This is a genomic window from Phyllobacterium sp. A18/5-2 (assembly GCF_025452215.1).
In the GTDB taxonomy this organism is placed as follows: Bacteria; Pseudomonadota; Alphaproteobacteria; order Rhizobiales; family Rhizobiaceae; genus Phyllobacterium; species Phyllobacterium sophorae.
Genome location: NZ_CP104966.1, coordinates 957,826 through 975,895, shown reverse-complemented (window position 1 = coordinate 975,895; position 18,070 = coordinate 957,826). Strand labels below are relative to the sequence as shown.

15 protein-coding genes and 3 pseudogenes are annotated in these 18,070 nt (G+C 56.4%); 7 read left to right on the top strand and 11 right to left on the bottom strand.

The features are described 5' to 3' along the window. Positions 1-65: 65 nt before the first annotated feature. From N8E89_RS04855 to rpmE, 3 genes are all read right to left on the bottom strand, one after another. Positions 66-1,490: an APC family permease gene (locus N8E89_RS04855; protein ID WP_113172379.1), complete on the bottom strand. Its 1,425-nt coding sequence runs from the start codon at positions 1,488-1,490 to the stop codon at positions 66-68. Positions 1,491-1,703: 213 nt separating this feature from the next. After that, positions 1,704-2,357, bottom strand: coding sequence for an aspartate/glutamate racemase family protein (locus tag N8E89_RS04850; RefSeq protein ID WP_262261289.1), 654 nt, complete (start codon positions 2,355-2,357; stop codon positions 1,704-1,706). An 84-nt stretch (positions 2,358-2,441) separates the two neighbouring features. After that, positions 2,442-2,663 (bottom strand): 50S ribosomal protein L31, encoded by a 222-nt coding sequence (gene rpmE / locus N8E89_RS04845; protein ID WP_106667026.1) that lies wholly within the window; start codon positions 2,661-2,663, stop codon positions 2,442-2,444. A 289-nt stretch (positions 2,664-2,952) separates the two neighbouring features. On the opposite strand from rpmE, the gene N8E89_RS04840 reads away from it, so the two are divergent. Continuing rightward, on the top strand, positions 2,953-4,683 hold the full coding sequence (locus N8E89_RS04840; protein WP_262261830.1) for an ABC transporter transmembrane domain-containing protein: 1,731 nt from the start codon (positions 2,953-2,955) through the stop codon (positions 4,681-4,683). A 78-nt stretch (positions 4,684-4,761) separates the two neighbouring features. Then, positions 4,762-5,112, top strand: coding sequence for a DUF1304 domain-containing protein (locus N8E89_RS04835; protein WP_106667053.1), 351 nt, complete (start codon positions 4,762-4,764; stop codon positions 5,110-5,112). Positions 5,113-5,116: 4 nt separating this feature from the next. Here the strand turns inward: N8E89_RS04835 and N8E89_RS04830 are convergent, their stop codons facing one another. The 7 genes and pseudogenes from N8E89_RS04830 to N8E89_RS04800 all read right to left on the bottom strand — a co-directional run bounded on the left by N8E89_RS04830 (position 5,117) and on the right by N8E89_RS04800 (position 12,002). After that, positions 5,117-6,148: a peptidoglycan -binding protein gene (locus N8E89_RS04830; RefSeq protein ID WP_106667024.1), complete on the bottom strand. Its 1,032-nt coding sequence runs from the start codon at positions 6,146-6,148 to the stop codon at positions 5,117-5,119. Between the two features lies 1 nt (position 6,149). Continuing rightward, complete coding sequence (locus N8E89_RS04825; protein WP_106667023.1) at positions 6,150-7,172, bottom strand: MotA/TolQ/ExbB proton channel family protein; 1,023 nt, start codon at positions 7,170-7,172, stop codon at positions 6,150-6,152. A gap of 169 nt (positions 7,173-7,341) precedes the next feature. Continuing rightward, positions 7,342-8,134 (bottom strand): annotated as a pseudogene (locus tag N8E89_RS04820) (inositol monophosphatase family protein). A 147-nt stretch (positions 8,135-8,281) separates the two neighbouring features. Further along, positions 8,282-8,845 carry an elongation factor P gene (efp, locus tag N8E89_RS04815; protein WP_106667021.1) on the bottom strand — a complete coding sequence of 188 codons (564 nt, stop codon included), beginning with the start codon at positions 8,843-8,845 and terminating at the stop codon, positions 8,282-8,284. A gap of 147 nt (positions 8,846-8,992) precedes the next feature. Then, the gene (locus N8E89_RS04810) at positions 8,993-10,156 is read right to left on the bottom strand and encodes a M20 aminoacylase family protein (RefSeq protein ID WP_106667020.1); all 1,164 of its coding nucleotides are present in this window, start codon (positions 10,154-10,156) and stop codon (positions 8,993-8,995) included. Positions 10,157-10,250: 94 nt separating this feature from the next. Next, entirely contained in the window at positions 10,251-11,339 is a 1,089-nt protein-coding gene (locus tag N8E89_RS04805) for a tetratricopeptide repeat protein (RefSeq protein WP_106667019.1), read from the bottom strand. A gap of 6 nt (positions 11,340-11,345) precedes the next feature. After that, positions 11,346-12,002 (bottom strand): thiamine phosphate synthase, encoded by a 657-nt coding sequence (locus N8E89_RS04800; RefSeq protein WP_106667018.1) that lies wholly within the window; start codon positions 12,000-12,002, stop codon positions 11,346-11,348. A 235-nt stretch (positions 12,003-12,237) separates the two neighbouring features. Here N8E89_RS04800 and N8E89_RS04795 point away from each other — a divergent pair, with 235 nt between their 5' ends. From N8E89_RS04795 to N8E89_RS04785, 3 genes are all read left to right on the top strand, one after another. Further along, a complete protein-coding gene (locus N8E89_RS04795; protein ID WP_106667017.1) occupies positions 12,238-13,005 on the top strand; it encodes a sulfite exporter TauE/SafE family protein in 768 nt (255 codons plus the stop codon). Positions 13,006-13,144: 139 nt separating this feature from the next. Further along, a complete protein-coding gene (locus tag N8E89_RS04790; protein WP_106667016.1) occupies positions 13,145-14,335 on the top strand; it encodes an OpgC family protein in 1,191 nt (396 codons plus the stop codon). Between the two features lie 124 nt (positions 14,336-14,459). Beyond that, on the top strand, positions 14,460-16,109 hold the full coding sequence (locus N8E89_RS04785; RefSeq protein ID WP_262261287.1) for an acyl-CoA synthetase: 1,650 nt from the start codon (positions 14,460-14,462) through the stop codon (positions 16,107-16,109). 11 nt (positions 16,110-16,120) lie between these two features. On the opposite strand, the gene N8E89_RS04780 is transcribed toward N8E89_RS04785, so the two are convergent. Continuing rightward, positions 16,121-16,507, bottom strand: coding sequence for a RidA family protein (locus N8E89_RS04780; protein ID WP_262261285.1), 387 nt, complete (start codon positions 16,505-16,507; stop codon positions 16,121-16,123). Between the two features lie 92 nt (positions 16,508-16,599). Here N8E89_RS04780 and N8E89_RS04775 point away from each other — a divergent pair. Together N8E89_RS04775 and N8E89_RS04770 are read left to right on the top strand one after the other, a co-directional pair. Further along, positions 16,600-17,124, top strand: a pseudogene (locus N8E89_RS04775) (Lrp/AsnC family transcriptional regulator); the annotation flags it as partial. Positions 17,125-17,496: 372 nt separating this feature from the next. Next, positions 17,497-18,031, top strand: a pseudogene (locus N8E89_RS04770) (DUF1465 family protein). Positions 18,032-18,070 lie beyond the last annotated feature (39 nt).

The following is an 18,070-nucleotide window of genomic DNA, read 5'->3' as shown; positions in this document are numbered from 1 at the left end:
CGCTGCACCTCTTGTGAGTTCAAATCCCGCCGGTGGAAAGACCGGCGGGATTTTGTTTTGGATATTCAGTTAACGGGGCCGTCGCCACCCAGGGTTTCCATATCCGGTTCGGCAGGCATCACACCCGTGGCGCGATTAATCAGAATGGTGATCACCCAGAGTACGACGCCGATTCCAATCAAAATTCCGGCAATTCTGTATTGCACAGGATCGCGCCCGGTCCAGGGGCCGGCAAAGAAAGCGCAGGAGATTGCGCCCAAAACCGGCAGGAAAGTCGGTGTGCGAAAATGCTCGTGATCCACGTTTTCGCGCCTTAGCACCAGAACGGCAATATTGACGACGGTGAAGACGAACAGCAACAACAGCGCTGTCGTCCCGCCAAGCGCCGGAACTTCGCCAACGAACATGATCAGCGCAAATGCCAGGAGGGTGGTGAACGCGATCGCCAGATAAGGGGTGCGGCGCGTCGGATGTACCTTGCCGAATAAAGGTGGAAGCACGTGTTCCCGGCTCATGCCATAGACCAGACGGCTCGCCATCAACATGTTGATCAAAGCGCTGTTTGCGACGGCGAACATGGTGATGAAGCCGAAAATCCAAAGCGGGAAATTAGGTGCACCCGCCTGAACCACCTTGAGCAAAGGTGTTTCGCCTTGGCCAAGATCTGCCGGTGCAACGAGCGTGATCGCTGAGATGGACACCAGTACATAGATAGCGCCGGTGATGAAAAGGCCCGCCAGGAGAACCCTTGGAAAGATCCCCGAGGGATTTTTGCACTCTTCGGCCATGTTGACCGAATCTTCGAACCCGACCATTGCGAAGAACGCAAGGGTGGTCGCTGCCATGACCGACCAGAAAACGCTGGAATCAGGTGATGTAGCAAATTGCGTGACGCGTGATACATCGCCTTGGCCGCCTGCAATCGCCCACAGTCCGATGAAGATAATGATCAGCAGACCGGTGAGCTCCACCATCGTGAGAACCACATTGGCTTTCACGCTCTCGCCGACGCCGCGGAAATTTACGGCAGCGACGACCGCCATGAACGCCAAGGCAACGAGCGAGATGCCGATTCCGGTTTCCAGATTGAGCTGGAAGGCGCCGGAAAGATTGGCTGCGAAAGCACGGGACGCCGTCGATGCGGACGTGATGCCCGAACACATGACAGTGAATGCGACAATGAAGGTGATGAAATGGATGCCGAATGCCTTGTGCGTATAAAGCGCAGCGCCTGCCGCCTTCGGATATTTCGTTACGAGTTCGAGATAGCTGAAGGCGGTGACGACAGCGACGACGAACGCCACGAGAAAAGGCAACCAGACAACGCCGCCGACCTGTTTTGCCACCTGTCCGGTGAGTGCATAAATACCTGTGCCGAGAATGTCACCGACAATGAAGAGAAGCAGAAGCCAGGGGCCCATGACCCTGTGAAGACTTGGCTCTATGGCTGTTCCCGAAGCCGCGTTGCTACCTGTAGTCATGTCGGTCATCGGGTTTTCCCTTCCCTTGAATGCAGATAAGCTTGGGGAAAAGCTATTGGCGAATCAGCAACTTGTCAAACAACTTGGCAAACAGCAGCCCAACGACTGCGCGTTGCAATCAAGTTGCGGCCTATTCTGACCTTGTTCGATCGGAACTACTTCATGGAGAAAGGATGCTGCCTGGTGAGTGCAGCTCAAACGAAGTGGTACCTGACCCAAAGATCAGGAACGCATCGACAGCAGCTCGACTGCCGCGGCCAGCCCAGCGGTTGGACTGCTGAGCGGCTTGGGCCCGTTTGTCACCAGGTCCGCTGCGCCGACCATGGACGCCTGAGCGAGAGCAACGATGGTTGCGCCATCGTCATAGGCGGCTTCAGCGGCTTCTGCAATTGCGGCCAGATACCCGGCGCGGTCGCCGGTCTTGAACAGTTCCCATGCGCCCGGGACAAGGCGGATTTCGACCTGCGCGCCGGTTGACTGTGCAGCTTCCGTGAACAGCCGTGTTGTCGGCGCGCGCGTCGTTTCGACGGCGCAGATAGCGACAACGAGGCCGCCAGATTTTACCGCTTTTTTTGCCAGCGCGGCGTCTACCCTCAGGACCGGAACTTCGATTGCGTTTTCGACTTCTGCGATTGCGGGGCCCAGCGTTGAGCATGCCAGAACGACCGCATCGGCATTTCGGGCGAGCTCCAGCAGAGCAGCCCCGGTCTCCCTGGCGATTTCCTGTGTGAGGCCACCTGCTTTCTCGGCGGCAGCGAGGAGATCGGCACGGACCTCATGATGAAGTGCGCCTTGAGGCAGTCCAATTTCACTGGCCGCCTTCTGGAAAATGCTGATGTTGCTTTCGGCGGTGTGCAGCAGGGCTATTTTCATCATGCAATACCCATTTCAAAACTGCCTCGAAACAAAAACGGCCCCGAATGAACGGAGCCGTTTTCAAATCCAGTTTGCCGGACGGTCTTATATACCGAGATTGGCGAAACGGCTCTTGAACTTCGATACGCGGCCGCCACGATCGGTAAGCTGCTGCGAACCGCCGGTCCATGCCGGATGCGTGGACGGATCGATATCGAGGTTCATCGTATCGCCTTCCTTGCCCCAAGTGGAGCGGGTCAGATATTCGGTGCCATCGGTCATGACGACCTTGATGGTGTGGTAATCGGGATGAATCTTGGCTTTCATCTGTATTGTCCTAAACTAGAGGGCACAAAACCAGAGCCACTGACGATGTGGGATGCCGGTCGGGAGCCGATTGGTAGAGATGAAGCCAAACGTCACAGGGGCGTGGGCTTCCAAAACTGTTGGCGAGCCTATACATCAGCCTTTAAGCAATAACAAGGCCGTCTGGCCGCAAAGTCGCAAAGCGATGTGAGGAAGACAGATAGAATGGCCGATATGGCTAGATCTCGCTCCGAAGAGATGGAAAGGAAGCTGTCGCTCATTGAAGCCGCTACGGCGCATCTTCCCTTATATGTCCCGCTACAAGGGCATGATGGCCGGCGCCATCGTCTCGCTGATCCTCGCAGCTGGAACGACATTGACGCTTCCTTTGGCCGTTCGCCGTATGATCGATCACGGATTCACCGGCGCCAATGGGGCGTTCATCAACAACTACTTCGGCATGCTGGTCCTGCTTGCTGCCCTTCTCGCCATCGCTTCGGCAGGACGCTACTATTTCGTGATCACGCTGGGCGAGCGGATAGTTTCCGACCTGCGCCACGATGTGTTTGCACATCTGACGAAGCTTTCACCAGGGTTTTTTGACAGCACGCAATCCGGCGAGATCGTCTCGAGGCTGACCGCGGATACGACGCAGATCAAATCTGCAGTCGGCGCAACTGCCTCCGTTGCCCTGCGCAATCTCATTCTCGCCTTTGGCGCTATCGTGATGATGATCATCACCAGCCCCAAACTGTCCGGCCTGGTGATCGCCGCCATTCCATTGATCATCATCCCCTTGGTTGCTTTCGGCAGATCGGTGCGGCGCCGCTCGCGTGCGGCCCAGGACACGCTGGCGGACGCCACGGCCTATGCAAGCGAGTCGATCGTCTCCGTGCGAACGCTGCAGGCCTTTACCAACGAGAAACTGGCAACCCTGCGGTTTGGTGCCTCGGTGGAAGACGCCTTTCTTGCTGCGCGATCCTCCGTAAAGGCCAGGGCGATACTTACTGCCTTTGCGATCTTCATGATTTTTTCCAGTGTTGTCGCCGTGCTTTGGTTCGGCTCGCGTGATGTTCTTTCCGGTGCAATCACGCCGGGAACGCTTGGACAGTTCCTGCTCTATTCCGTGTTTGCCGCAGGAGCGCTCGGTGCCCTGTCGGAGGTCTGGGGTGAGCTGAGCCAGGCCTCGGGCGCTGCAGAGCGACTGATGGAAATACTCGCCGAAGAGCCTGCGATCGCAGCGCCCGCCAATCCAGTCGCGATGCCTCAACCGCCGGTTGGCTCGGTCACTTTCGACGAGGTTCGGTTCAATTATCCTACGCGCCCCGATGCACCCGCCCTGAAGGGTCTGGATTTTACGATTCAACCGGGAGAGACCGTTGCAATCGTCGGTCCATCAGGCGCCGGCAAGAGCACCGTGTTTTCACTGCTGCTGCGCTATTACGATCCGGTTTCCGGCAGCATCCGCGTCGATGGTGTCGATTTGCGGGAGGCGGATCCCTCCGATCTGCGGTCACGCATCGCCATTGTCCCGCAGGATACGACGATTTTTGCCACCACGGCACGTGATAATATCGGCTTTGGCCGGCCGGGCGCCGGCAATGATGAGATCGAAGCTGCCGCCAAGGCCGCGCTCGCGCATGATTTTATCGTGGCGCTCGATCATGGCTATGACACGCAGGTCGGCGAGCGTGGTGTCACATTGTCTGGCGGCCAGCGCCAGCGTATCGCCATTGCCCGTGCCATCTTGCGCGACGCGCCAATTCTCCTGCTTGACGAAGCAACCTCTGCACTCGATGCAGAAAGTGAAATGCTGGTGCAGAAGGCGCTCGACCATCTGATGCAGGGCCGGACAACGCTGGTGATTGCGCACCGTCTTGCGACCGTGCTCAGGGCCGATCGCATTCTCGTCATGGAAGATGGCCGCATCGTCGAGGAAGGCACGCATCAGACACTGGTCAAAAAGGACGGAATCTATGCCAGCCTTGCCAAACTGCAGTTTGAGGCGGGCGCTGACGCGTTCAAGGGCGCTGCTGAGTAACTGTTGGTCACAAATCTGGCCATTGCCAATCCAGCACTCCAATGCTTTGGTTCGATCCACAGCAACGGGGAAGGCGGGATGTTTGCAAATCTTCTGACAGCGCTGGTGGCGCTTCTGCACGTCTATTTCATGTTTCTGGAAATGGTCGCGTGGGACAAGCCGCTAGGTTTGAAAACGTTCAGGCTGACGCAGGAGTTCGCGTCGGCCTCCAAGGCGCTTGCCATGAACCAGGGGCTCTATAATGGTTTTCTGGTTGCCGGGCTGGTCTGGGGCCTGTGGCTTGGCGATGCTGGCTTCGCAATCAAGACGTTTTTTCTGGGCTGCGTGATTGTCGCAGGCATCTTCGGTGCGCTGACTGTGAGCCGGAAAATTCTCTTCGTGCAAGCTGTGCCAGCGTTGCTGGCTCTCGGCGCTTTGTTGTACGGCTGATCCCTCAGCGTTCCGTCAATTTCAATTCGATACGGCGGTTGCGAGCACGAACTTCCGGTGTATCGCCGGGCTCAAGCGGCTGGAATTCGCCGAAACCTGCCGCTACGAGCCGGTTGGCCGGAACCCCGTTGGCGATCAGAAATTTGACCACGGAAATCGCACGTGCTGATGACAGCTCCCAATTGTCCTTGAACTGACCGGTTCCGGACAGTGCAATGTTGTCGGTATGCCCATCGACACGCAGAACCCAATTGATGTCTTCGGGAATTTCTTTTTGCAAATCGATCAAGGCGACCGCAAGCTTCTTCATTTCCTCAGAACCGGCCGGATTAAGGATCGCTGTGCCTGAGGGAAACAGCACTTCCGACTGGAAAACAAAGCGGTCGCCGACAATACGGATATTTTCGCGGTCGGATAGGATTTCGCGCAACCGGCCAAAAAAGTCGGAACGGTAGCGATTGAGCTCCTGAACGCGCTGCGCCAGCGCCACGTTCAACCGTTTTCCGAGATCGGCAATTTTGGCATTCGATTCCTTGTCACGCGATTCAGAAGCGTTGAGGGCGTCTTCGAGGGCGCCGATCTGCTTGCGTAGTGCCATGATCTGCTGGTTAAGAATTTCGACCTGCGACAGGGCCCGCGCGCTGATCTGCTTTTCGCTTTCAAGACCGCTGGAAAGTTCGTTGATCTTGCCCTCTGCCGCAGCACCCGCACCTGCTCCTTGCGAAAGCAGCGACTGGAGGCGTGATTGCTCGTTTTGGGCATTGGTGAGAGATGCCTGAAGATTGGCGATCGTGTCTTCCAGATCCTGCTTGTTACCTTGTTCCAAGGATAGGAGCTGGGTGAGTTCGTTGATCTGAGCATTGAGGCGATTGAGAACGGCATCCTTGCCGGTGATTTCCTGGCTCAAAAGAAACTGGGCCAGAACGAACACCGACAGCAGGAACATGATCGACAGCAACAGGGTGGAAAGCGCGTCGACGAAACCGGGCCAGTAATCGACGTGGCGTAGAGCTTTGCGATTACGGATGAGAGCCATGCTAATCTACCTTGTTACGAGAAATGGCATCCCCGAGTTTGGCCAATGTCTGTCGTATGGATTTTTGTTCATCCGCCTGCTTTTCCACCCAATCGCGCATCATCTGCTGCTCGGATCGCATGTTTTTCACAAGCCCCTGAATGCCTTCGGCCAGGCTTGCCAGGGCGGCCGTGGTGCGCTGGCTTGAGCCGCCGGTTTCCTGAATGTTCTGCAGACGCTCCGACAGCGCGCGGAGCTCATCGGAGGTGCCGGTGCTTGCTGCATCGAACGCGTGCAGGTCGGAGCCGAGATCGGTGACACTGGAAAGCCAGTTTTCAAGTTCGGTGTAGAAACGGTTCTGCGCCCGGCCGGCCTGCAGATCAAGAAAGCCGAGAATGAGCGAGCCGGAGAGACCGAAGAGTGAGGACGAAAATGCGGTGCCCATGCCGCGAAGCGGTGATTGAAGACCGGCTTTCAGCGAGTCAAGAACGCTATTGGCATCGCCGGCCCGTGGATCGAGCGATTGGATCGTCTGGCCGATGGAGCCGATGGTTTCCAAAAGACCCCAGAATGTCCCGAGAAGACCGAGAAACACCAGAAGGCCGATCAAATAGCGGGAGATATCGCGCGTTTCATCAAGGCGCGAGGCGATGGAGTCGAGCATCGACCGCATAGCGCTGGTCGAGAGGGCCATTGATTGGCGCCGTCCAATCAGGGCGCGCATTGGCGCAAGCATTACTGGCTTGGCATTCGGGTCATTGTTGCCTTGGCGGAAGGAATTGACCCAGCGTACCTCCGGGAACAACCGGATGACCTGGCCGAAGCCAAGTAATATACCGACCACGAGGACCCCGATGATCAGACTGTTGAGGCCGGGATTGGTGGCGAAGAAGACCGAGATCTGACGAAAGAGAATCGCAGCGAGGAAAGCGACGATTGCCAGAAAGATCGCCATGGATAAGAGGACGAATCGAGGGCTGGAGAGCCGGTAAGGATCATATTCGTCGCCGTCCATACCCTGGCGGGTCGAACTGAAATCAGCCATTGCATCGTCTCCGCATCGCCCAAATCGATTTGTGCGACCCTAACCGAATTTGCGGTGAAAATGGAAGGTACAATGACGCAACAGCTGAATTTGTTCTTTCTGAACAAGAATTGTGGTCAGACGAAACAGAATCCCTCCGGCAGAACGGCTCTATATAGACAAACTTGCTCTAGATGGGCTTCTTGAGTGTCTTCAGAAGGGCACGCTGGATGGCTTCATTGCCGGCGACGATGGATTTACTTTCGATGACATCCTGTCCGCCGTCGAAGTCGGTCACGAAGCCGCCAGCCTCACGGACCATGATGATACCGGCGCCGATATCCCAGGGGGAAAGACCATTCTCCCAGAAACCGTCCAGGCGGCCGGCCGCTACATAGGCAAGGTCCAGCGCAGCTGCACCCATGCGACGGACACCGGACACCTCACCCATGACATTGCGCAGTTCGACAAGGTAATTGCCATGGTGCCCGCGACCAAGATGGGGAACCCCGGTGCCAATTACCGCATCCACCAGTTTGGCACGGCCGGCAACGCGCAGCCGGCGATCGTTGAGAAACGCGCCGCCGCCCCGTTCAGCTGTATAGAGCTCGTCCATCGCCGGATTGAAGATCACGCCGGCTACGATCTGGCCCTGGCGCTCGAGTGCAATAGAGACGCCAAAAATCGGAATGCCATGCAGGAAATTGGTGGTTCCATCGAAGCGGATCCACCAGCCAGCGATGCTGGGCGTCGCTGCCTTCAACCGCTCCGGATTCTTCCATCAGGAAACTATAGTCGGGGCGGGCACGGCGCAATTCCGTATAGATAATCTCTTCGGCCTTCTTGTCGGCCTGACTGACGTAATCACCCGGTCCTTTGAGTGAGACCTGCAGATTTTGCACTTCGCCAAAATCGCGCGCCAGGGACCGGCCCGCCTTCATGGCAGCCTGAACCATTACATTGAGTAGAGCTGAACGCGCCATTTCGAATTATTTCTCCATCAGATCAAAATCAACAGGCGCCGGGTCGACCGGCGCCAGACGCATACCCCCTAAAACCTGATTGGGCTTTGGAAAGGGCTTATGCGCCGAATAAGGTCTTACCGTGCCCTGAGGCACGGAACAGCCGGCTTAGTCAGCGCGGCGAACATAGGTCAGTTCGTTGGTATCGACGATAATGCGCTCACCGGACGAAATGAACGGCGGCACCAGAACGCGAATGCCGTTTTCGAGAACTGCCGGCTTGTAGGAAGATGCAGCCGTTTGACCCTTTACGACCGGATCGGCCTCGGTGATCTCCAGCGTCACATAATCCGGCAGTGAAATACCGATGGGACGCTCGTCATAAAGTTCAACCGTGACCATCATGCCGTCCTGAAGGAATGCGGCGCGGTCGCCGACAAAATCCTTCTGCAGCTCAAGCTGTTCGTAGCTGGCGGTATCCATGAAAATCAACGCATCGCCCTGCTCGTAGAGGAACGAAAAATCCTTTTGTTCAAGCCGAACCTTTTCAACGGTCTCAGCCGAGCGAAAGCGTTCATTCAGCTTGGTGCCATTGATGAGGTTTTTCAGCTCCACCTGATTGTAGGCACCGCCCTTGCCAGGCTTGACGTGATTTGTTCTGACAGCAACCCAAAGGCCGCCATCATGTTCGATCACATTGCCTGGACGGATTTCATTACCGTTGATTTTCATTTGTCTATCCGGATTGATGTTGGAAACTGGCGCCGCTATTCGTAGCGGGGCCAATATTGGCGCCTCCAAGACCACAAATTTGCGCATTAGGCAAGAGAGCGCGCAGAATCAGGCGCCACGCACTCGTCATTGCAGGATGGCTTCGGCTCAGGCGGCCAGTGCGGTCTCCGCCAATGAAACCCAGTAGCTGATACCATAGGGAATGGCGTCATCATTGAAATCATAGGCTGAATTGTGCAGTCCCGGAGTATCGCCATTGCCAAGGAAAACAAAAGCGCCGGGGCGACTTTGCAGCATATAGGAAAAGTCTTCGGCGCCCATGACCGGCGGCATATTTGTATTGACCGCCGCTTCCCCCACGATTGTTTGCGCAATGCTGACCGCAAATTCCGTTTCGCGATCATGATTGAAAGTAACTGGATAGCCCTGATGGTAAGCGACTTTTGCCGTGCCGCCGAAGACGGCAGCAGTCGACTCGGCAATCTCCGTCACGCGCTTCTGCGCGAATTCGCGTATCTCCGGCACAAGAGTCCGCACCGTTCCGCTGAGCTTGATGACGTCAGGAATGACATTCGAAGCATCCCCGCCATTGAGCTGCGTCACCGACACGACAAGCGCTTTCAGCGGGTCGGTTTCGCGCGACACAATCGATTGCAGCGCAAGGATGATATGGGCCGAAATCACCACCGGGTCGATCGTGGTGTGTGGCTTGGCCGCATGTCCACTGCGCCCGGTCACAGTTATCTCGAATTCGTTGGTCGCAGCCATGATCGAACCCTTACGGGTAGCGAATTGGCCGACCGGAAGCCCCGGCGCATTATGCATGCCGTAGACTTCGCTGATCGCGAAGCGGTCCATCAAACCATCATCGATCATGGCGAGGGCGCCAGCGCCACCTTCTTCAGCCGGCTGAAAAATGACGGCGATCGTGCCTTTGAAATTACGCGTTTCGGCAAGGTATTGTGCCGCACCAAGCAGCATGGCGGTATGGCCGTCGTGACCGCATGCGTGCATTTTTCCGGCGACCTTCGAGGCCCAAGGCTTGCCACTGGCTTCGACTATCGGCAAGGCATCCATGTCGGCGCGAAAACCGATTACCGGCCCGTCGCCGTGACGGCCCCGAATGAGTCCGACGACTCCCGTTTGTCCAATACCGGTCTCGACCGTGTCACAGCCGAATTCCTGCAACTTCTCTGCGGCAAAGCGCGAGGTCTCATGCACGTCGTATAGAATTTCCGGATTTTCATGCAGATGATGGCGCCATCCGGCGACATGTTGTTGCATTTCATGAGCACGGTTGATCAGCGGCATTTCGAATTCCAATCGGTTCGATCATTTGAGTTGTATCGGCGAGAAGCTACGACCGGCACGAGCAATTCGTCAACGCAACAAATGACCAATCGCATTATTGCAGCTTGTTTGCTTCGGTGATCGCTGCCTGTTTCTGGTCATCGTCGAGACCGTCCATAAAGGAGTCCAGATCCGGGTCGGTCAGGCCGGCGCGCTTGGCAACGATGTACCATGCTGCTGCCTTGATGGAATCGCCCTCTACGCCAATGCCGTCACGATAAAGCTTCGCAAGCCGCGCCTGGGCAGCAACATTGCCTCCAGTTGCTGCGCGCAACATCCATCCAAAGCCCGACTTGTACTCGTGTGGACCACCGAGCCCGGCGACAAGCCAGCTACCAAGGTCAAGCTGCGCTGTGTCGTAACCCTTGGTGGCGGCCTTGATAAGATAAAGCCTTGCTTTGGCCATGTCGCGGGGAATGGCCGGAGTGCCATTGGCGAGCACCTGGCTGACCGCATATTCGCCATCTGGAAGACCCTGCGCCGCAGCCTTCTGAAACCAGGGGTAGGCATTTTCGATACCAGGAGCCCCCGGACGCTCCTGCATGAGGATTTGTCCGTAGTTGAACTGCGCTGCGGCGTTCCCGGCGTCGGCGGCGGCTTTCGTCAACTCCTTGGCGCGCTTGACATCTTTCGGGGCGTATCTGCCTTGAAGCAGGATCGCAGCATAGCGGAACTGTGCCTCCGGTACGCCCTGTTCGGCGGCCTTGCCGTACCATTTTGCAGACTCCGCCATATTGACCGGAATGCCAAGGCCCCGCGCCAGCATTTCGGCAAGTAGAACCTGTGCAGCGGGATCGCCACTTTCCGCCCGTGGCAAAGCCAGGTTGTACGCCGTCTTGTAGAGCCCACGCTGATAGGCGCCGAACGCTTCGTCAGCAGGAGCCTTACCGAACCGGGTCGGGTTGATCGTCTCAAGCGCGGGATCGTCAGGTGATCTGGGCTTGTCCTGTTTTGCCGTCGTGCCAGGCGCGCCGGAACTAACGGGAGCAGACGCGGCCGGCGCGGGCGGCGCGATGGCTGGCTTTGCCGGTTCGGACGTTATTGGTGCTTCAGCGGTCTGGGCAAAGGCTGCGAATGTCAGAACAGGGAAGGCCGTCAGCAATGCCGCAACATTGGATAGTAGTTTGCCGGGTCGCGCTGCCATGAGCCTCTATTCCTCAAATCCCGGCGCATGTTCGTCAAGAAGCCTGTTAGCTTCCTTGACGGCTGATGCCGGATCGCTTCCATCAAATATGGCAGCGCCAAGGGCGATGAACTCAGCACCGGTCAACACAGCGTCGGTGATGCTATCAAGCGTGTTACCGGCCTGGATGATGCAGGGGATCTCGATCATGGAGGCCCACCAATCGGCCAATTCAATATTTCGCGGATGGGCTTCCGGCTTGTTGTCCGCACCGATCTTGCCGAACAGTACGTAATCCGGTTGGGCTTCGCCGATTTCCAAAGCCGTGTGGCGGTTCTTGATGTTGCCGGTTCCAACGATCATCTTGGGTGAAAACCGTGCAACATTGGCGGCAATGTCAGCGACAGGGCCTTCAATATGCAGACCATCCGCTTTGACGCGTCCCGCGATCTGCGTGTTGCCCACGATGATGGCGGCAGCTCCCGCTTTCTGGACGACCGGCACAACTGCTTCAGCAATCGTCTGGAACAGGGTCTCGTCTGCGTCGTAGGCGGGCAACAATACCGAAGCGACATCGCCGCCTGACAGCGCATTGCCAAGTTGTTTAACAAGCTCGTCCGCACTCGCCGCCGGGGGTGCGATCAGAACGATACGGCAGCGTTGAGGTGTCGTTTCGGTGTTCATTAGCTGCGACCTTACATCGTTCTCGAATGGATTGGACGTGCCCTATAGAAAAGGCAATCATGATGGAATTCGGGCATAGAGGATGATGATTGTTTTGAATAGTCCTCTCAAACGGGGCAGTTCTCCTCCTTGTCCAACAAATGTCTTATCAAATCGCGGCATATTGCCAAAAAGCATTTTCAATTGCGCCAAGCAAGGTTAAAGGAACCTGTCCCCTCCTGCCGGATTTCCCGCCATGCCCGATCTCCTGATGAACCCATGGTTCTACGCTGCCGCTGTTCCAGCCACAATTCTGATCGGGCTTTCCAAAGGCGGCCTTGGAGGTGCAATGGGGCAGGTAGGTGTCCCGTTGATGGCACTCGTCATGCCGCCGGTCCAGGCAGCAGCGATCATGTTGCCTATTCTGATCATCATGGATTTGGCCAGTTTGTGGTCATGGCGCGGGTACCGTGATGCGAAGACGCTGAAGCTGATGCTTCCCGGTGGCTTGCTGGGTGTGGGTATCGGCTGGCTGACTGCTTCGATCGTCACGGATGACATGGTGAAATTGATCGTCGGTATCATCGCGATCATATTTTTCGCGCGCTATGTTTTCGTAAGTGCGGCGAAGCGCGCAATCGCAAAACCGCATAATGCAGCCAACGCCACGTTCTGGTCGACGATTGCCGGGTTCACAAGTTTCGTGGCGCATGCGGGCGGCCCGCCCTATCAGGTTTACGCATTGCCACTGCGGCAGGATCCCAGGATCTACAACGGTACCAGCGTCATTTTCTTCGCGGTCATCAATGCGGTGAAGGTCCTTCCCTATTTCGCACTCGGCCAATTTGACAGGGCGAATCTGGCGGCATCGGCTGTCCTTGTCCCCCTTGCTCCATTGGCGACTTTTGCAGGTGCCTGGATTGTAAAACGCATGCGTGCCGAGGTTTTCTATCCCTTCATGTACGTCATGATCCTGCTCATGGGATTGAAGCTCACCTACGACGGAATCGTCAGTCTGTTATAATTTTCAACGAAAGTTGATCGGGCGCAACGCAACTTTTGCCCTATGTCAACATTACCAAATCACTACCACCCAAGCGAGTCGCTCTCCATCGAGGTTGGAAGCGAAATCTGATTTGCATGACAGGATACTGGTGAACGCTATGACACAGATTCAGGTTAAACAGCGGGATACCCGTATCGATGTCTTCAGGGCGTTGGCGCTGCTGACGATCTTCATCAACCATGTTCCAGGCACGGTCTACGAGAATTTGACGCACAAGAATTTCGGCTTTTCCGATTCCGCTGAAGCCTTTGTGCTGATTTCCGGCATCGCCGTGGGCCTTGCCTATGGCTCGAAGTTTGAGCCAGGCAATCGCTTCCTCATTACGCTCAAGGCGTGGCGGCGGGCAGCCACGCTTTACAGCACACATATCCTGACAACCATCGCGACATTGGCGATTTTCTGCGCTGCCGGCATTTATCTCAAACGCCCTGACTTCATGTCGTTCATCAATATTGGCCCTCTGATGGACCAGCCGGCAAAGGCTCTCATTGGTCTTGCAACGATGGGCCATCAGCTTGGTTACAATAATATCCTGTCCATGTATGGCGTGCTGCTGCTGATGCTGCCGGTTATTCTCTTGATTGCAAACATCAGTATCGCGGCGATGCTGGTAGTTTCGGGCGCCCTATGGCTGGTTTCCGGCGTGTACCAGATTGCGCCCCCTAACTATCCAACTGATGGTGTGTGGTTCCTCAATCCATTGTCGTGGCAGTTCCTGTTTGCAATCGGTATCGGGGGCGTGATGCATGTGCGCCGGGGTGGGACGATTGCCTTCAACAAATATCTGTTCGGCCTGTCGGTTACTTATATCCTGATTGCGCTGGTCTGGGTGCGATGGCCGCTTTGGGGTGTCGATACTTCTCTTGGCCTGCCAATGGTCGTGACCGGCTTCGACAAGACATTCCTGTCGCTTACCCGTCTCGCACATGTTCTGGCGCTGACCTATGTCATTGTTTCGGTCCCCGCGATCTCCAATATTGCGCGCACCTCGGTCGATCATCCGCTGGCCATTCTTGGGAAACATTCCCTGCCGGTCTTCGTTGCGGGTACGATCCTTGCGATGGTGGCGCAGGTCGTCAAGGTAATGAATCCCGGTGGTCTATTGGATGACACGCTACTCATCGCCAGTGGAATCATGGCGCAATTTGCCCTTGCCTATTATCTCGAATGGCTGCCACGCATCGGTTGGGGCGGGCGCCCCGTGCGGCAGGCTGCAAAACCCATCGCTACCGGCAGACCCGTGGGAGCTGGCAACTTGAAGCCTGCCACCCGAATCGCGATGTCCTGATCACGCCGCTTAGTTCGCTTGCAATGATCGCGGCGGGCTTGGCGCCTGCGCTTTGGAAAAAGCGGTAGCTTCGCTTCACCAGCTTGGTCTAAACTTCCACCGGCTATTGCGTTGGGAGGCGTATATGGGCGGAATTTTCGATCGCGATCTCGAGCGCAATGCGGCAAATCATCAGCCACTGACTCCGTTGTCCTATCTTGAGAGAGCAGCGCGCGTTTATCCCAGCCGGACGGCAATCATTCATGGGGTGCAGCGCGTTGATTACGGGACATTTTACCGGCGGACACGTCAGCTGGCCTCCGCGCTTTCCCTGCGGGGTATCGGCAAGGGCGACACGGTCAGCGTTATGCTTTCGAATACGCCTCCCATGCTGGAAGCGCATTTCGGAGTGCCAATGGCGCAGGCTGTTCTACATTCCCTGAATACACGGCTCGACGCTGCTGTTATCGCGTTTCAGCTCGACCATGCCGAAACCAAACTGGCGATCGTCGACACCGAATTTTCCGCCGTCTTTCGCGAGGCGCTGAAGCTTGCCAAGGTCAAGCCCATAATCATTGATTTTGTTGACGATCAATATCCGGCCGATGCACCCTATCCAGCGGGTGAGCCGTTTGGCGACGTGGACTACGAGGCGTTCGTTGCGTCCGGTGATCCCGGCTACGCATGGTCCATGCCCGACGATGAGTGGGATGCGATTACACTCAATTATACGTCTGGCACGACGGGCAATCCAAAAGGAGTTGTCTATCATCACCGGGGTGCCGCCCTTATGGGTTATGGCAACGTCATCGCTTCGGGCATGGGGCGTTATCCAGTGTATTTGTGGACGCTGCCGATGTTCCACTGCAATGGATGGTGTTTCCCCTGGACGCTCGCACTGCAATTCGGAACCCATGTCTGCCTGCGCTGGGTGCGGGCGAAGCAGATCTATGATGCTATAGCGGACCATGGTGTCACCCATCTGTGCGGCGCACCCATCGTCATGTCGACGCTGATCAACGCGCCGGAACGCGATAAGCGACCCTTCCCTCAAACAGTAACGTTCAACACTGCCGCGGCGCCGCCGCCCGAATCGATACTGGCGGGCATGGCGGATGCCGGGTTTGCGGTTACTCATCTATATGGCCTTACCGAGACATACGGGCCGGCTGTCGTCAACGAGTGGCAGGATGAATGGGACGCGCTTGAGACGCCGTCACGGACGGCCAAGAAGGCCCGGCAAGGCGTGCGTTATGCTGCATTGGAGGATCTTGCGATTCTTGACCCTGAAACCATGGCGCCGGTACCGGCCGATGGCGAAACAATCGGCGAAGTAATGTTTCGGGGCAATATCGTCATGAAAGGGTATCTCAAGAACCGGCAAGCCAGCAATGAAGCGTTTGCCGGCGGGTGGTTTCATTCGGGCGATCTCGGCGTGATGCATCCCGACGGCTATATCCAGCTTAAGGACCGGTCGAAAGACATCATCATTTCAGGTGGCGAAAACATTTCGTCGATTGAGGTCGAGGATGCGCTCTACAAGTTTCCGGCCGTCAGTGCCTGTGCCGTCGTTGCGCGCCCAGACGACAAATGGGGTGAAACGCCGCTTGCGTTCGTCGAGCTGAAACCCGGCCATCACGCAAGCGAAGAAGAGCTTATCGCCCATTGCAGAACGCTGCTGGCGCGGTTTAAATGTCCCCGGCATGTGCTGTTCGAAACCATCCCGAAGACGTCGACGGGAAAGATCCAGAAATTCGAACTACGCAAACGTGCCAAACTGGTTTCCGGCGCATAGCATGCACAGCATCACGCAGCGGCTATGATTTCCAGCTCGATGAGCCAGTCTGCAGAGAGGGTCTGAACAACAATTGCTGTTGTTGGAACGATATTTCCCTGCAGCGCGGTGACACGTGCATTCTGGTTCTCTGGCGCAAAGGCCGCATCACGCAAATAGCTCGTAACCCTGACGATATTGGCAACAGTCATTCCAGCCGAAGCGAGGATCACGCGTATATTCGACCAGACAAGGTCCAGTTGTTCGGAGAGATTTCTGCCTGCGGCCGCCGCCGTGTCGAGCCCCATCGTTCCGCTGAGATAGACAATCCGCTGCGGGTCGCGGATTTCCAAAGCGTGAACATAATCAGGTGTTGCCGGGTAAATACGTCCATCCGGATTATGTACGATACGTTGCATTGAGTTTCCTCGCTTTTCACAATATTTCTTTCTGAATTAGACTGATATTGCCGAACAGAATTCAGCTTCAAGGAAAAAGAGCACCGTGAAAAAAAGAAACGAATGGCGTTCGGGGCAAGCGGACAGCCCATGCGTCCCTCGATGATTTTGACCGAAGGATATTAGGAGCGTTGGTGGAGGACGCGGGCTCAAGCTATGCGAGAATCGGCGAGAAAGTCGGGCTTTCCGCGCCGGCCGTGTTCGAGCGGGTCAAGCGCCTGCGCCATGCGGGGGTAATCGGGTCGATTATTGCACGGCTCGACGGTGAGGCGACCGGCAAGCCGCTACTCGCTTTCGTTCACGTGGATACGACAGGCTGGAGGAAGAGCGAGCGGCTCATGCGCATGCGCGAATTTCCGGAAGTGGAAGAAATGCATTCGGTGGCCGGCGATACCGGGATGATATTGAAGGTGCGTACGCAGGGCCCGCAAGCATTGGAGCACCTGCTCTCCCAACTCTATGTAGTCCCAGGCGTCACTGCCTCGCGCAGCTATGTGGTTCTCTCCACCTACCTCGATCGCCCGGTCCAGGCCGATGTCACGCTGGATTGGCCCGAGCATCCGCTGCCGATCGAATGACGGTTGGCATCAGAGAGTGGCCTCAACTTGATTGTCTGCGTTAACCAATCGTTAAGCATTACAATCTATAAATTGATCATCCAGTTTTCTGGATTCTTACCAAGTGGTTTGGCCACTTTGTTTGACGCCTCCCTGTTAGACTCCTGAGAGCCGCCATGTTTTGCGGCTCTTTTTTTGTGTTCATATCTTTCCTGCGACCCTGCCGTTAACCCTTTATTAAGGATAAACTTGCGCTCATGTGAGGATGCAGGCAGGTTGCTGGGGAATACTGCCCGCCGACTGTTGTGGTGCCTTGCTTGCTGTTCCAGTAAGGGGGCACTGCTTTGGTAAAATTGCGGATTGTGGCAGCGCATTTGGGTAACAGGGCATATAATGGCTGAACAGGAATTCCACGTGGACAACACGATAAGGCTCGCGGGGCGCATGGTACGCTCAGAGAGCTTTAATCATCTTTATGATGAGGGCATGAGTCTTGTGGAAGAAGCCGCATCCTATCTCGACGGTGAAGGCCGCGAGGCGGCAAGGCGATTGTCCCGTATTGCCGCGAGCGCTCTACGCGGCGGAATCGATGCGGCTGACAACCAGGTTGATGCAAGTGGCCTCCTGGCTGCTTCTGCAGCGGGCGTCGCGCAGCGGCGAAATGACACTCGAACAGGTACTTTCGGAAAAGGCAAAGGTCCGCCTCGATACGGATTCGGCTCCTGAATCGGTAACCGGCTGGGATGAGATCCCGCTTTCCTACTGCGATATCGTGCATCGATCCTTGCGTCTGCAGGCCCGCGTCCGCCAGATGGACAATGAGATCTACCATGAAGGGGCGGGGGGCGCCGACCAGAGGCGGATTCTTTCCGTCAATCCGGTTTCCGATCAGATTACCTTGCTTGCTACGGCGTTCAGCCACAACTGAGAGGCGGGGCGGAATGCTCGATGGCCCCGTGGCGTCTCT

Bases quoted from the DNA above. Each gene is read 5' to 3' on its own strand.
- N8E89_RS04800 (WP_106667018.1), bottom strand. From the start codon at position 12,002: ATGAACACCGAAACGACACCTCAACGCTGCCGTATCGTTCTGATCGCA.
- N8E89_RS04785 (WP_262261287.1), top strand. From the start codon at position 14,460: ATGGGCGGAATTTTCGATCGCGATCTCGAGCGCAATGCGGCAAATCAT.
- N8E89_RS04780 (WP_262261285.1), bottom strand. From the start codon at position 16,507: ATGCAACGTATCGTACATAATCCGGATGGACGTATTTACCCGGCAACA.
- efp (WP_106667021.1), bottom strand. From the start codon at position 8,845: ATGAAAATCAACGGTAATGAAATCCGTCCAGGCAATGTGATCGAACAT.
- N8E89_RS04835 (WP_106667053.1), top strand. From the start codon at position 4,762: ATGTTTGCAAATCTTCTGACAGCGCTGGTGGCGCTTCTGCACGTCTAT.
- N8E89_RS04850 (WP_262261289.1), bottom strand. From the start codon at position 2,357: ATGATGAAAATAGCCCTGCTGCACACCGCCGAAAGCAACATCAGCATT.
- N8E89_RS04840 (WP_262261830.1), top strand. From the start codon at position 2,953: ATGTCCCGCTACAAGGGCATGATGGCCGGCGCCATCGTCTCGCTGATC.
- N8E89_RS04810 (WP_106667020.1), bottom strand. From the start codon at position 10,156: ATGCCGCTGATCAACCGTGCTCATGAAATGCAACAACATGTCGCCGGA.
- N8E89_RS04855 (WP_113172379.1), bottom strand. From the start codon at position 1,490: ATGACCGACATGACTACAGGTAGCAACGCGGCTTCGGGAACAGCCATA.
- N8E89_RS04795 (WP_106667017.1), top strand. From the start codon at position 12,238: ATGCCCGATCTCCTGATGAACCCATGGTTCTACGCTGCCGCTGTTCCA.
- N8E89_RS04790 (WP_106667016.1), top strand. From the start codon at position 13,145: ATGACACAGATTCAGGTTAAACAGCGGGATACCCGTATCGATGTCTTC.
- N8E89_RS04825 (WP_106667023.1), bottom strand. From the start codon at position 7,172: ATGGCTGATTTCAGTTCGACCCGCCAGGGTATGGACGGCGACGAATAT.
- N8E89_RS04830 (WP_106667024.1), bottom strand. From the start codon at position 6,148: ATGGCTCTCATCCGTAATCGCAAAGCTCTACGCCACGTCGATTACTGG.
- rpmE (WP_106667026.1), bottom strand. From the start codon at position 2,663: ATGAAAGCCAAGATTCATCCCGATTACCACACCATCAAGGTCGTCATG.
- N8E89_RS04805 (WP_106667019.1), bottom strand. From the start codon at position 11,339: ATGGCAGCGCGACCCGGCAAACTACTATCCAATGTTGCGGCATTGCTG.